We start from the raw sequence: 14,448 nt of genomic DNA, 5'->3' as shown, positions 1-14,448 counted from the left end.
CGCACCGGCCCGGCCGTCCCGGGCCGCCACGTCGCCTGGACGACGGGGCCGCGGACGGGGGCGCTCACCGCGCTCGCGGGACCGGTGACGGACGCGGCTTCGACCCGGCCAGCCGGCGTGCCCAGGTGAGGGCGTCCCCCCGCCAGGCGTCATCGCGCTTCCCCCCGTCGGAGAACGTCCCCGACGGCTTGCGCGGCGCCTGCTCGGTCAGGACCCGGACCAGGTCCTCGATGCCGATCCGCGGGTCGCCGCGGAGCAGCAACCGGCCGGCGATCGTCTCGGCCCAGACGGTGTTCCGCTCCTCGCCCTTCTCCGTCAGCCAGCCGGCCGCCCAGTCCTCGCGCAGCCACCAGCGTGCCCGCGCTCCGCGGCAGAGCAGGTGGGCAGCGAGGAGGGTGCGCGAGCCGGGGTCGGTCTGCTCGGCGTCGAGCCGGGCCCAGCCGTCGCCCCAGGGCATGGCGTCCTCCCACGTGGCCTGTGGCAGCTTCTCCATCGGCAGCACGCGGACGTCGACGCGCAGCAGCGCCTCGGCGACCGGGATCCACGCCGACCGGGGCGCGCCGAGCCGTTGCGGCTCGGTGAGCAGGTGCAGGAGCTGGGCCCTGTCGGTGACGAGCACCTCACCGGGAGGGATGGCAGCCGCCGAGGGCGCGGCCGGGTGCCCGGCCACGGTGACCGGCGTCCCGCCCGTGGGGACCGACGTGGCGGCCGGCTCCTCGAAGCGCCGGTGCCGCTCCACCACGTGCTCGACGTTGCGGGGCACCACCTCGCGTTCGTGCAGGCGCACGGCCGCCGCACGGGTCTCCGGTGAGGGAGGGGTGCGCTGCAGGACGGTGGCGAGCGCGACGGCGAACGGCACCTCGCCCGGTATCGCGTCCATGAGGACGGTCGCGGTGGGGACGTCGAGCGAGTTGCGCGGATACGCGTCGTCGGCAGCCCGACTGGCCCAGCGGTCGATGGCAGTGCCGTCGTTGACCGCGCCCGAACGCACGGTGCCGAGGAAGGCCGCGGCCCGCTCCAGCGGTGTGACGTCCCGGTCCCGGCGCACGTACAGCCGGTAGGCGGCGCGTTCCCACTCGACCGGTCCCGTCCTGCGCAGCGCCTCGGCCGTCAGCTCCCCGGCCGGCAGCGAGAGCGATCCGAGCCACTCGTGCGTGGCCGCCGACAGGTTCTCGCCGGGCAGCTCGATGCCGTGCTCCAGCTGTGGTGTCGCGGCCAGTTCCCGGGTCAGCGATTCCCACAGCCAGGAGGGCACCGGCGGCCAGCCGCGGCGGACCGGATCGGCCGCCGGTTCGACCAGCCTGGGCACCACCAGTTCGCGGGCCAGTTCGACCGCCCGCAGCCGCAGCTCCAGGGGACTGGAGACGTGGTCCATCACGGCGGCGACCGCCAGGAGCGCCCCGACCGGGTCGTCGGCCTGCGGTACACGGCCGAGCGCGTCGGCGACGGCACCGCCGAGATCCGTCCGGAGCGCCGGAGCGACCTCGATCGGCCGCTGCGGCAGCGTGTGCGCGAGCCGCTCGAAGTCCGCCGGCGTCTCGAGTGCGGCGAGGACCGGACGGAGCAGCGCCCGCTGCGCCATCGGGCTGTCGGGATCGGACGTGAGGCGCTCGCGGATGCGGGCGGCGGCGTCGGAACCGGGGGCGGCGTGCCGCTCCACGCACTCCAGGACCCGCTCGAGGACCTCCTCGGCGTCCACGCGCGCCGGCCAGTGCGCGGCGGCCACCTCCGCGGCGTCCGAGCCGAAGAACTCCGCCAGGTCGTCGTCGAGCAGGACCGCGGCACCCAGGGCCCACATCGGTCGGTCGGCGGTCGAGTTCCCCACCGCGGCGGCCAGGGCCTCCACCTGGTCGGTCACCACCGGCAGGAACTCGGCGCTGATGACCGACTCGGCCAGCCGCGCCCAGGGCCCCGCCGTCAGGGGAGCGCCGTCGTGGAGGGTCCAGCGCCCCAGGCCCGCGCGCACCGGCTTCTCGTCGTCGCGGAGCACGGTGAACCGGCTGCCCGGCAGGGCCGCGGCGGCCGCGGCGTCGGCCGCCGGCACACCGACGACGGCGAACCGCCAGCCGGTGGCCGTGCGGGGATCCCGAAGCCGCTCGTAGGTGCTGAACGGCAGCCGCCACGCCGACGTGGGCAGCAGGAGCCGCCCGGCCAGGTGCAGCCAGGTGGCCACCGAGGAGAACGACCCGTCACCGACGACGACCAGCGGGCCGGCGCCACCCAGGAACCGCTCGACCGCGGCGAGCACGAGCTCGCGCTGGTCCGGGTGGGCGCGGGTGAAGGCCTCCAGGGCGGCGTCGTCGAGCGGGCCGCGGGTGAGGTCGCGCAGGTGCTCGTCGAGCAGGGTCTCCTCGGCCGCCTGGGCGCCCAGCGGCCGCTGCCACAGGGCGGCGTCCCACAGGTCGGCGGGGCGCAGGGGACGGTCCCGCCCGTCCGCCAGCCCGTCGCCGGAGACGACCAGCCCGTGGGCGAAGGTGTTCGGCCGCCCCGAGTAGTCCGGCCCGGCCGCCACGATGGAGCTCAGGCAGGCCAGCGGCTCGGGCCCGTCGAGCACGTCCAGCCGCAGGCAGTGCGGCAGCGCGTCGACGTCGGCCTTCGAGGCCAGCTCCGGCAGCGGCGGCGGCACGAACCCGCCGACGTTGCGGGCCGCCGCCCGGATGACGTCGTCGGACACCGGCCCGACCTTGGAGATGGCCGACACCTTCCAGCCGGCGCCGGTGTCGAAGGGACCGGGCCGGCGGGAGGCCGTGTACGTGAACTGCGCGCGCAGCATCCCCGTTCCCCTCAGCGGCCCGGCCAGCGGCCGGCGACCAGCCAGCGCAGCGGGTCGGGCACGCGGAAGGAGGACACGCCCGCCTCCGAGAGGGTGGCGCCGGCCGGCGAGTGGCCCAGCGCGGACAGCGAGAAGTACTCGACCCGCGAGAAGGACCCCTCGGCGAGCGAGAGGAACTGCATGGCGTTGAGCCGCAGCAGGAGGCTGCGGGTCTCCTCGTGGACCTGGTAGCGGTCGTACGGGTCGAAGGCCAGCGAGTCACCCGCCGTCGGGTCGTGCATCAGGGCGGACCCGCCGTTGAGCAGCTCGGACAGGTCGGTGCCGGGCGTCCCCACCGCCTCGTGGATCCCGTCGAGCTTGCTGACGGCGACCATCAGCGGCATGCGGAGCGGCCCGGTCTCCTGAGTGCGCCGCCGGATCTCGGTGATGACGTTGTTCAGCACGGTGAGCGGGTTGCCGGCCACCGGCGGCAGCGGGATCTGCCCCTCGAGGAAGTTGCGGACGTCCTCGATCTGCAGCGGGTCGAGCAGGAACAGCAGCGCGTCGCTGCGCGCCATCGTCGGGCCGTAGGGCGCCAGGGCGCCGGGGCGCTCGGTGTCCTCCCCGGCGACGTCGTAGAGCGCGAGGGTGCGCGCGCGGCCACCCCACTGGTCGAGCGTCATCAGCATCGGGGTGAGCAGGTCGGGGTTCTGCTCCACGGTCATCGTGGAGGGCAGCGCGCGGCCGTCCGTGAGGGACTCGCGCATGGCCTGCAGCCGGCCGACGGTGTGGGAGTCCAGCGGCGTCGCCGGGGCGCCGGTCGCCGGGCCCCACACCTTCTCGACCCAGTCGCAGAGCCGGACCAGGAACGTCGTCTTGCCGGTGCCGCGCGCGCCGACGACGGTGACGGTCACCGGGTCGGTGGCCGCCGCCTGGGACTGCAGCGGCGAGTGGCACGCCTTGCAGACGACCTCGCGGGACGGCGTGCTGCACCTGGGGCACGCGACGCTGTCCATGCCCGGCGCCGAGGCGGCGAACAGCGGCCGGTCCTCGGTCGCCTCGCCGAGGAAGCCCGAGAGCACCGGGTCGACCGCCGGCTGGCAGGTGCCGGTGCAGCGGAACAGCGTCGGCTGCGCGTCCTGGGTGGTGCCGCAGGTGACGCACCGCAGCTGGCCGGGCGCCAGGGGCGCGGGCGCCGGGCCCGGCGGGCGCGGCACGCTCGGCGGCGGGACGACGGCCGGCCAGCCCGCCCGCTCGTGCTGGGCGAACAGCCGGGTGTAGCCGGGACCCTCGGGCGGCAGCTCGCCCACCGGCGTCCACTGGTGCGGCACGAGGGTGTTGCCGCGGACGTCGATGGTGTGGTCGGGCGGGCGCTCCAGGTCCCACGGGTTGAGCGGCATGCGGTCCTGCCGGGTCACGAACGCCACCCGTGCGGCGTCCTGCCACGGCCGCTCGACGTAGAGCGACAGCTGCCGGCGGCGGCCGATCCGGCCGACCTTGTCGATCCTGTAGTACAGGACCCAGCGGCCGGGGTAGGTGACCACCGTCGTCGGGCCGTGCGTCCACACGCCGCCCGACCGGACCGAGCCGCGCAGGTGCAGGTCGCAGCCGTTGACCGGCAGGTTCTCCAGGCGCATGCCGCCCAGCCGCCGGTACTCCTGCTCGGAGATGCGCACCGCCGGGGTGCCGTCCGGGGGCCCGCCGATGCCGCCACGCTCGACCTCGACGAAGGTGGCGCCCACCGGCCAGGCGAAGCGCAGCAGCTGCCACCCCACCCGCTCGGTGAGTGCGACGTCGCGCGGGGCGCCGAGCAGGTCGACGACCGCCGCCGGCCCGACCGCCGCCTGGTCACCGATGAGCGTGACCGGCGTGTACGCGCGGCGGGCGCCCTCGGCCTGCCGGAACGGGATGCCCGGCACCATCGACACCGGCCCCTCGGAGAGCACCGGCTCGCCCACCGGCCGCCCCAGCGGCAGCACGTCGAGCTGGCCGCGGCTGATGACCCGCCCGGTGGCGGCGTGCTCCGGCTTGTCGCCGGTCTCGTAGACGACGACGGTGCCGAGCTCCGGCGTGGTCCACCGCAGCTCGACCCGCGCCACCGCCGTCTCGCCGGAGACGGTCGCGGCCAGGTCGGTCACCGGCTGGGGGACCGCCGGGATGGTGGCGACGGCCTCGATGCCCGTCGACAGGTGGGTCACGGAGCCCTCGGTGAACTGGGTGAGGACCCGGTACTCGTAGCGGCGGCCGGGGAGCACGCCGGTGTCGCGGGCGTAGGCGGGGGTGCTGCCGATCTCCCGCGCGGCGTCGAAGGTGGGCGGCAGCGCCTCGTCGGGGAGGCTGCGCAGCACCCGTACGCGGCTGACGCCCCGGGGTGCGGTCCAGCTCAGCACCACCGCGTCGTTGTGGACGCTCACGTGCAGGTCGGCGACCTCGGGCACGACCCGGCCGGCGGCGTGGTGCACCGCCTGCACCGTCGGCAGGCTCCAGGCGGTGTCCGCCGTGTAGCTGAACACCGAGACGAACGGTCCGGTGCCGGCCGGGACCGACGCGCGCGGCTCGTCGGTCACGAGCACCCGGGTGCCCGCGCTGGGGCGGGGCGGGATGCCGGTGGAGGAGGCGACGAGCAGGTAGACGACCGACTGGCCGGACGCGTCCAGCGCCGGCCAGGAGATGTCGACGGTCCGGTCGTCGACGCGGCGGGTGGACACCTTGTCGCCGCGGGTCGCCCACTGGTCGACGTCGTCGGAGAACGCCTCGGGGCCGGGCAGGCCCGGCTCCTCGGCCACCGGCGCGGGCTCGGGCTCGGGCTCCGGGGCCGGGACGGGAGCCGGGGGCGGCGGGGCAGCGGCGGCCGGGCGCTGCGGGGCGGGGGCCGGCTCGGGAGCGGCGGCGGGCCCGGCCGCCGGCGCCGGGTAGGCGGGGGGCGGGAGGGTGCCCGCGGCGCTGCGGGAGGCCGCGTGCTCGGGGGACAGCCCGCCGCGGTCGCGCCGGGAGGACGCCTGCGGAGGCGCGGCCGGCACCGGCGGGATGCTGTCGACGACGCGGCCGGCCGGCTGGTCGTCGACGCGGGTCAGGAAGCCCATGGCGCCGCCGGACGCGGGCGCGGCGGCCGGGGGAGGGGCGGGCGTCCCGCCACCGCTCTCGCGGACCAGCCGGGCCAGCTCCTGCACCGACGACGGCGCGAGGGTGATGCCCTTGTCCCGCAGCAGCCCGGCGAGCTGGTCGGGGTCCCCGACGCGGGACCGGGCGATGAGCAGCAGCACGCCGTCGCTCGCATCGGGAGCGACGCCGTGCTGGTCACGCGCGGTGCGCAGCTCGCTGTAGAGGGCGGACGCCACGGGGACTCCTCGTGTGGTGCGGGAACGGGACGGCGGGGGAGGCCGCCCCGGAGGGGACGCGCGGACGGGCCGGCAGCGAGCCCGGGCGGGCCGGCGCTCTGTCACACTGCGGCGGCGTCCGGCCGGGTGGCCGGGACACGGACGATCCGGATCCGGAGGGGGAAGCTACCCGATGACGGTGCTCATGACGGTCAACCAGCGCGAGCCGCTGCCGGGCGCCCAGTGCCTGGTCGAGTGGCAGGGGCTGCGGCCCGGCGACGAGGTCGCCGCGCACCTGGTGACCGCCTCCGGGCAGCACCTGCGCTTCCCCGACGACGAGGTCCCCGGGCTGCGACGCCAGCCCTGGGCGGACGACACCTGGCTGCTCGACGCCGCCGCGCTGCCCGCGGGGTGGCAGCGGCTGGACCTGGTGGTCACCGCGCCGACGGCGCACCCGCTGTCGCTGTCGCTGGTCGTGCGCACCGGCCCGGGCGCCGGCACGGAGGAGGCCTTCCAGCACCCCGGCCTGGACACCGTCGGGGGCACCGCGACCGTGGCGCTGAGCCTGGCGCCGGCCGACACCGGCTACGCCGTCCTGCCGCAGCAGGTGCCCTACGTCCCGACCCGCGACCCGTGGCTGCGCGGCGGCGGACCCGCGCCCAAGCACGTGGAGGTCCCGCAGGCCCTGCGCGAGGCCACGGCGCTGGCCGGGCACGCCGGCCTGGTCGCCAGCGGCGTCCCGGTGACCGCGGTGCTCGACCTGTCGGCGTCCATGCGCCCGCGGCTGGTGGCCGGCACCGTGGCCAGCGTCCTGGGCGCCGTCCAGGCCCTCGCCGCGGCCGCCGACCAGCCCGCCGTCACGGTGGTGGCGGTCAGCGACCGCCCCCAGCCGCCGCGGCAGCTCGGCCTGGCCGACGACCCCGAGGAGTTCCTCCGCGCCTGGACCGCCGAGATCGGCCTGCGCACCGGGTCGCGGGCGGTCACCACGGCCGGCGACGGCCGTCCGGGCGTCGTGGTCACCGTGACCGACCAGGAGGGCGGCGCCGCGGCGTCCGGCTACCGCGTGGTGCTGGCCGCCCCCGAGCCGGGTGGCACCGTGGCCGCGAGCGGCCTGGGCACCGTCGTCGTCCCGGAGCCCCGCCCCGACGCGGCGGCGGTGGTCAGGGCGCTGGCGCACGCCTCACCAGCCTCCTGAGCCCGTTCGCGGGCCGGGACCCGCGAACGGGTCGGCCGGCCCGGCGGAGGGGTCCGGCGCCGCGAACGGGCTGCGCGGCGCGAACGGGTCCGCGAACGGGTCCGCGCCGGCCCGCGGCAGGGGCAGCCCGGGCCGGGGCAGGCCGGGCGTCAGCGGCTCCGGCACCCGGCCGCGGGCGCCGGTGACGACCAGTCCGGTGCTCCAGGCGAGCAGCGCGACCGCGACACCGAGCAGCAGCCACCACGACGTCCCGACCTCGACCGCCGCGTCGAGGGCGTCGGCCAGGCCGGTGGAGTCGGCGAGCACCCGCAGCGTGTCGCCGACCAGCAGCGCGCCGGCGGCCCACAGCAGCCACCAGGAGGCGCACCAGGCGACCGCGACGGCGGCGATCCGGCTCGGCCGGCGCCAGGCCAGCACGGCGGCGCCGAGCAGCACGAGGACGGTGGCCCCGGTGGCCGTCGTCAGGCCGAGGTCGCGGACGGTGAAGGACACCTCGCCGGTGACCACGGCCAGCCGGGTGTCGCGCAGACCGGTCACCACGACGACCGCGACGGCGCCCAGGACGGCGAGCGCGACGGCCGCCTCCCGGGCGCCGCGCACCCGCCACGGCGCGGCCGGCCGTGCGCGCACGCCGGCGGCGCCGCCGCGGCGGACGACGTCGACCACCAGCAGCACGACCGGGCCGATGCCGGGGAGCGCCGCTCCGAGCAGCAGGCCCTGCCAGGCCGGCCGGCCCAGCGCGGCGGCCGCCGCGGCGCCGGCCAGGCCCCAGAAGAGCGCGGTGGCCAGCCACATGAGCAGGAAGAGCTGGCCGGTCAGCGTCAGCAGGTCCCACAGCACGGCGGTCAGCTCCTCGTGCCGATGCCGCGCGACACCGGTGCCGGCGGCTCGGGCGCCTCGGGCGTGGACGGGGTGAAGTGCGCGACCTGGTCCAGCGTGAGCTGGCGGGTCAGGTCGAGGCGGGCGACGAAGCGGTCCATGCTGCGCCGGCCGGCCGCCGGGACGACCCGCAGCTGGGTGGCCGCCCCCGGGGGCACCGGGACGCCGACCGCCGCGAGCACGGTGGACTCGACCTGGTTGGCCAGCATCACCGCGCCGGTGGAGCTGAAGCCCTCCCGGTCGAGGTGGGCGGCGCTCCCGAGGACGGGGGAGAGGAACGCCGGGCCGGACACCGTCTCCTCGCGCATGCCCGCGGTCACCGTCACCGTCGGGTGGACGACGGCCAGCGACCACTCCAGCCCGCGCTCCGCACCCAGCCGGGTGAGCCAGTCGACCAGCCGCGCGTCGGCGGCGGCCGCGGCGGCGTGCCGGTCCTCGGGCGTGCCCAGCGTCCGCACCAGCTCGGGAAGCGGGCCCTGGTCGGAGTACCCGGTGTCGCTCCAGACGGCGGAGTGCTCGGCCCGGCCGTAGCGCTGCGAGCGGGCGGCCAGTGCGGCCTGGATGCGGGCCTGCAGCTGGGCGCCGAGCCAGCCGACGTGCACCTGCGCCCGGCGGGCCTCGTGCACCAGCTGGACGTGCTCGTCGGCCGAGAAGCCGGCGGAGCCGACCGCGAGCGACAACGGCAGCGTCCCGGACAGGCCGGCCGGGTAGGCCGACTCCTCGTCGGCGGTCCCGGTCGCGCCGAACGGGTCGTGGACGACGCGGGAGAGCACCCGGGTCCACAGCCGGCTCTGCCGGTACAGCACGCCCAGCCGCTGCACCTCGCGCGCCACGTGGGCGACGTGCCTCTGGGCCCACTCCCGGCGTGCCCGCTGCTCGTCGCGCTCGTGCAGCCAGGTGAACAGCTCCTTCTGCCGGCGCATGAACACCAGCGCGGAGCTGGCGAACCACGCGACCAGCAGGCCGACGCCGACGAGGCAGCCGACGAGGACGGAGAGGACCTCCCCGACGACCAGCCCGGCGACCAGCAGCAGGGCGGCCACCACCGCGGCCAGGGCGCCGAGCACGAACCGGCGGGTGCGCCGCTGGGTCTCCAGGATGCGCGCCGGCGGCTCGTCGCCGCCGGTGTCCCCGGCCGTCCCGATCGCCTCGCTCAGCGTCCGGCGGGCCTGCTCGAGCTCCCAGGACAGCGACGAGCCCAGCGCCCAGGTGAAGCTGCGCTGCCGGGCCATCCAGGCGCCCAGCGACCGCAGGGTGCCGTCGAGGACGGCGTACCGGGACGGGTCGTTCGCGCCCGCGGCGGGCCGGTCGCGCTCGCCGGTAAGCAGCCGGTGGGCCTGGGCGGCGAGGTAGGGGTCGTCGGGGTGCACCTCGACGGCGCCGACCTCCGGCAGCGCGCCGACCGGCAGCCGGTGCGCGGGTTCGTCCGGCGGCGGGACGATGAGCTCCGGCCGGTCGAGCACCTGCCGGTCCTGGCCGAACTGGGGCATCCGCACGCCGGGGTGCACCGCCGACCCGTCGGCCAGGCTGACGCCGACCGCCGTGACCTCGCTCCAGAACGCGCCGGCGTCGACCGTGGCGACCTCGCTGCCCGGGGACACCTGGGCCGACAGCCGCGTCGCCTCGTCGATGAGCACGCTGATGTCGTCCTCGTCGGCCGACTGCGGCGGACGGTTGGCCGGCCGGACGCCGAGCACGAGCACCTCGTAGCCCGACCGGTCGCCGAAGAGCCGGTCGTTGGCCCACCCGGCGAGCGCGCCGGCGGTCCGGTGCACCAGCCCCTCGACCCACGCCTTGGGGGCGTTCCGGATCGCCGCCCACAGGAAGGACAGGAACATCCGGACCGCCTGCAGCAGCCCGACGCCGGTGCGCGGCGCGGACGTGAACGGCGGCGGGGCGGCGAACCGGGTCAGGTCGCGGTGCAGCTCCAGGACCGCGGTCGCCGCGGCCTCCGCGGCGGGCAGCGCCTGCACGTCAGGGACGTCGGGAAGCCGGTCCCCGCGGGGCGTGCGCGCCCGGGGGAGCGGCCCCTCGGCCCGGTACACCTGCTCGGACAGCCCGGTGAACACCGCCTGCGAGTCCAGGGTGCGGGCGTAGGCGCGGGCGACGGTCACCTGCGTGCCCGGCCACACCTGGGTGCCGTCGAACGGCGCCTCGGCCATCGCCGTCCAGAGCCCGGCGACGGTGGCCAGGCCCGAGGCGGCGTGCGCGGCGAGCTCGCCGGCCGGCACCGGCCGGCTCACCGCGGTCGGGCTCTGCCCGTCTCGGGCCTGCAGCAGGACGTTGGGCCGGGACCCGACGACGGCGTCCTCGGGGACGGGCGTCGCACCGGTGGCGGGGACGAGCAGGTTGACCAGCGGCGCGTGGCCCAGGCCGATCCGCTCGAGCAGGGCCAGGGCCGCGGTCGTCGCCGGGACGGCGGGCCGCGGCGCGGTACCGGCGTCGTCCGTGAAGACCTGCACCAGCACCACGCGCGCCCCGGTGATGCCCGAGACGGCCAGCCACTGCTCGGCCGGGGACGTGCGCGCGCCGTCCCGGTCGACGACGGTCAGCTGCGGCGGCCCGGCCGGCTGGTCCAGGTCGATCCACACCGACGGGCCGAGCAGGTCGGCCGCGGTCCAGTCACGGACGACCTCCCGGACGTCCGCCGCCGCGCCGCCGCCGAACCTGCCGAGGACGACCGTCGTGGGGCCGGAGCCGGGGGCGGTCACGCGCGCGTCCGGGTGATGCCGCTGGACGCCTGCGACGCCAGGGAGAGCCCGGTGTAGTCGGGCAGCTCCAGGTTGGCCAGCAGCTGGGAGCTCGCGGTGAGCAGCTGCGGCGCGATCTCCCAGTCCCGCGGCACCTTCCAGAAGTTGTGGGGGCTCACGGTGCTGAACTCCCCGCGCGGGCCCGGCACGGACGCGTCCGGCGGCAGCAGGCTCGTGGCGTCCTCACCCAGCGACGCGCACCACTCCCGGGCCTCGGCCAGCCGCTGCTCCGGCGTCGCCACGACCGGGGCCTCGCCCCAGGGCAGCGCACCGCTGCGGGTCCGGCCGTCCCGGATCCAGGTGAGCAGCGCGTCGTTCGGCTGCCGCTCGTCGGCCGACTGCAGGAACCGGCCGAGCTGGAAGAGGGCCTGGTATGGCTGCAGCGCCGGCAGCTGGGTGTTGCCGTCGCACAGCGCCAGGGCCAGGGGCAGGGACTCGACGACGGCGGCCAGCAGGCCCCAGCCGGGCGCGTCGCGGGCGGGGTCCTCGGCGCCGAGCAGCGGGTGCGGCAGCCGGGTGAAGGTGCGCAGTTCCTCCGACCACACCGCGACCCCGCCGTCGAGGATCGGGCCCTCGCCGGGCACGAGCACCTCGCCGGTGAGCCGGCCGACCAGCCAGCCGGTGACCATGGCCTGCAGCCAGGTGCGGGACACCGGGGCGAAGTCGGTCAGCGACCGGCCGCGGCGCCAGCGCCAGAAGCTGCCGCGCAGCTGCGGGGAGTTCGACTCGGTCCACTGCTTCCGGATGGGACGCTGCAGCGACGAGAAGACGACCGGGTTGTAGATGCCGGCGTAGTTGCCCAGGATGTCGATCCGGCTCTGCGGCCCCTCGGTGACCGCGTGGTGCAGCCGCTCGACGGCGTCGTGGTCGCTCGCGCCGCGGCGCAGCGCGTCGGCCATCCGCTCGACGACGTCCCGGTGCGCCGTCAGGGGCACCTCGCCGAACTGGTAGGTCACCTCGACCCGGACGTCGTGGACCGCCTGGACCATCCCGGTGTCCACGGCCACGAGCGGGGCGGCCAGCTGCAGCGCCGCCTCGAAGCGGTCGACGAAGTGGCGGGCGAGGGCCTCCCGCTCGTGCAGCCCCGCCCCCTCGCGGCGGAGGTAGGCGTCGAGCCCCTGCTGGATGAACCCGCCCATGACCTGGTCGGGCCGGTTGACCCAGACGCGGGCGCCGTCGAGCAGCGCCGTCGCGTCGAGCTCGACGCGGTAGGTGGCCCGCCGGGACGGGTTGAGGGAGGCGAGCGCCTGCGGCCACCACTCCGACCGGCGGCCGATCCGCACCGGCGAGCCGTTGACGTCGATGCCGGTGAGCCGCTCGGCCGGGCGGACGCCACCGCGGACGTCGGCGTGCAGCCAGGTCAGTGCCTCGAAGACGGCGAGCTCCTCGGCGCGCTCGGCGGACACCGTGCCGCCGCCGGGGGCGAAGCCGTTGAAGGTCTGCACCAGCTGGTCGGCGAACGACCGCGGGTAGGTGGCGATGTCCTCGAGCAGGACCTCGTTCTCGGCGGTGGCGAAGCGGCCGGGGACGTCGTCACCGACCGGCCACTGCTGCACCTCCGTCGTCGCCACGGTCGACACCGGGGCGGCGCCGACGGTCGCCCGCTCGGCGGCCTCGAGCGCCTCGCGGGCGTGCTGCAGGCCGGTGCGCAGGGGCGGCAGCAGGTCGGTGCCGAGCTGGGCGAGCAGGTCACCGGCCAGGGCCGCGCCCTTGCGGACGAACAGGTCGGCGAAGTGCTGCCGGATGCGGGTGACGGCCCGGCCGACGACGCCGTGGTTGGCGTCGATGGCCGAGGTGACCGTCTGCAGCTCGGCGGTGACGTCGGCGGCGATCTCCTGGGGGTGCAGCGTCGTCGCGGAGTTCCGGATCAGCTGGTCGGCGGCCGCCTGGAGGTCGGAGGCCAGCGTCTCGAGCACCCGCTCGGCCACCGGCAGCCCGCGCTCGCCGGCGACCAGGAGCACCGCCTTCTCCAGCCGGACCTGGATGTCCTGCACCCACCTCGCGGCGGCCTCGCGCAGCTCGGCGTCCGCCTCGTCCACGGTCTTCTGGAACGACGAGGTGATGAACCCGGCCAGCTGCTGGGCGAAGTGGGCGCCCTTCGCCGCGTAGCCCGGCACCATCGCCGGGGCGACGGCGGTGGAGGTGGAGTTCGCCGCGAGGGTCTCGCGTGCCTGGGCGGTCCAGACGTCGTCGACCAGGTGCCGCAGGTAGCTGGTGTCCCGCAGGCGCAGGTCCGGCAGGCCGGCCCACTGCAGGAACTGCGGGTAGTACTCGGCCGCCGTGGCGGCGACCGCCTGCTGGGGGCTGCGCTCGCCGCTGTGCACCGTGACGTCCCAGTGGCCGCGGAGCAGCCGCTCGAGCCCGCGGCGGGCCAGCCGCTGGGCGGCGTACTCGGCGTACCGGTCCCGCCCCAGGCCCAGGGACGCGAAGCCGATCGAGCCGAAGACCAGCGGCTCGGTGGTCTCGATCTCGGCGCCGTGCCTGGCGGGCTGGACGCTGAGCTGGGTGCGGTCCTGCAGGGAGGTGGCCGCGGACTCCAGGTTGCCGATGGCGTAGGCCTTGAGGCTGGTCTGCTGGGCCTCGGAGACGAACAGCGAGGCCAGCGACCGGGCGAAGCCGCGGTAGACGGTCTCCGAGGCGCCGTCGCCGAACCGGGCACCGGTGATGCCGTTGTAGGCCCCGACCGGGAAGGCCAGCAGCGGCCCGCGGCCGGGCTTCACCGGCTGCGGGACGCCGCCGTAGACCGACCACTCCTGGGGGGTCCACGGCGCCTGCCGGGCGGCCATCGACGACATGAGCTCGGCGACCGTGCCGAGGGCGTTGGCGTTCACCCCGGCCCGGCGGTTGGCCTGCAGCCGCTCGAACACGTCCGGCGTGTACAGGAAGGCCAGGGCCTGCTCGGCGGGGAAGTTGGGCACCTGCCCGCCGACGGCGCGCAGCAGGTTGCAGACGTCGAGGGTCATGGACGCGCCGGTGCCGCCGGCCAGCGACGACACGACGAAGACCAGCGTGCCCTGGGAACCCTTGTCGTCGAGCTTGAGCAGGTTCGACAGCGTGCGCAGGTCGCTGTCGGCCGCGCCCTGGTTGAGCCGCTCGGCCACCGGGACCAGCCGGTCGTAGACCAGGCCGGCCCGGGCCAGGGTCAGCAGCCGCCCCACCGCCCGGTACTGACCGGCGCCCTCGGTGATCGGCGTCGTCACCTTGCCCGGGTCCGGGCGCCAGCGGGCCAGCTGGCGCAGCTGGCTGCCGGTGGGCTGGGAGGAGAGGGTGGTCTGCAGCGCCGAGTCGAGGACGGCGTAGCTGTCGGTGGGGTTGCTCACCGGGATGTACGTGCCGCCCTGCGCCGGCACGGTCTGCGGCAGGCCGGGGCCGACGCCGTCGGGTGCCGAGGGCACGTCGATGTGCACGAACTCCCAGCACCGGGGCAGGTGGTCGGCGGTCCAGCCCTTCGCGGACAGCTCCGAGCGCAGCTGGTCCATGAGGAACTGCAGGGTCTTGCCGCCCGAGCCGCCCAGGCCGACGACGCAGATCTTGTACACGGGGTCTCCAGGTCAG

The 14,448-nt window shown here is 76.6% G+C and carries 6 protein-coding genes; 1 reads left to right on the top strand and 5 read right to left on the bottom strand.

Translation table 11 applies throughout. From position 1 onward, the window contains the following. Positions 1–64 precede the first annotated feature (64 nt). On the bottom strand, positions 65–2,773 hold the full coding sequence (locus tag ACI79Z_RS04675; RefSeq protein ID WP_456901842.1) for a GAP1-N2 domain-containing protein: 2,709 nt from the start codon (positions 2,771–2,773) through the stop codon (positions 65–67). An 11-nt stretch (positions 2,774–2,784) separates the two neighbouring features. After that, positions 2,785–6,090 carry a hypothetical protein gene (locus tag ACI79Z_RS04670; RefSeq protein WP_456901841.1) on the bottom strand — a complete coding sequence of 1,102 codons (3,306 nt, stop codon included), beginning with the start codon at positions 6,088–6,090 and terminating at the stop codon, positions 2,785–2,787. Between the two features lie 172 nt (positions 6,091–6,262). Here ACI79Z_RS04670 and ACI79Z_RS04665 point away from each other — a divergent pair, with 172 nt between their 5' ends. Next, entirely contained in the window at positions 6,263–7,264 is a 1,002-nt protein-coding gene (locus tag ACI79Z_RS04665) for a hypothetical protein (protein WP_387988805.1), read from the top strand. Here ACI79Z_RS04665 and ACI79Z_RS04660 read toward each other — a convergent pair. Genes ACI79Z_RS04660 through ACI79Z_RS04650 form a run of 3 tightly spaced genes read right to left on the bottom strand, consistent with a single transcriptional unit; the run spans position 7,250 to position 14,432 of the window. After that, positions 7,250–8,104 carry a hypothetical protein gene (locus ACI79Z_RS04660; protein WP_456901840.1) on the bottom strand — a complete coding sequence of 285 codons (855 nt, stop codon included), beginning with the start codon at positions 8,102–8,104 and terminating at the stop codon, positions 7,250–7,252. The two genes, ACI79Z_RS04665 and ACI79Z_RS04660, sit on opposite strands and share 15 nt — an antisense overlap. A 5-nt stretch (positions 8,105–8,109) precedes the next feature. Continuing rightward, complete coding sequence (locus ACI79Z_RS04655) at positions 8,110–10,854, bottom strand: hypothetical protein (protein ID WP_456901839.1); 2,745 nt, start codon at positions 10,852–10,854, stop codon at positions 8,110–8,112. Then, positions 10,851–14,432, bottom strand: a complete 3,582-nt coding sequence (locus ACI79Z_RS04650; RefSeq protein WP_387988808.1) for a tubulin-like doman-containing protein — start codon at positions 14,430–14,432, stop codon at positions 10,851–10,853. Before ACI79Z_RS04650 ends, ACI79Z_RS04655 begins: the two co-directional genes overlap by 4 nt. Positions 14,433–14,448: the final 16 nt, after the last annotated feature.

This window comes from Geodermatophilus sp. SYSU D00663 (assembly GCF_054050655.1).
The sequence above is the reverse complement of the archived record's forward strand: the minus strand, read 5'-3'. Positions and strand labels throughout refer to the sequence as shown.

Excerpts from the sequence above, each read along its gene's own strand:
- ACI79Z_RS04675 (WP_456901842.1), bottom strand. The coding sequence starts at position 2,773 with ATGCTGCGCGCGCAGTTCACGTACACGGCCTCCCGCCGGCCCGGTCCC.
- ACI79Z_RS04665 (WP_387988805.1), top strand. The coding sequence starts at position 6,263 with ATGACGGTGCTCATGACGGTCAACCAGCGCGAGCCGCTGCCGGGCGCC.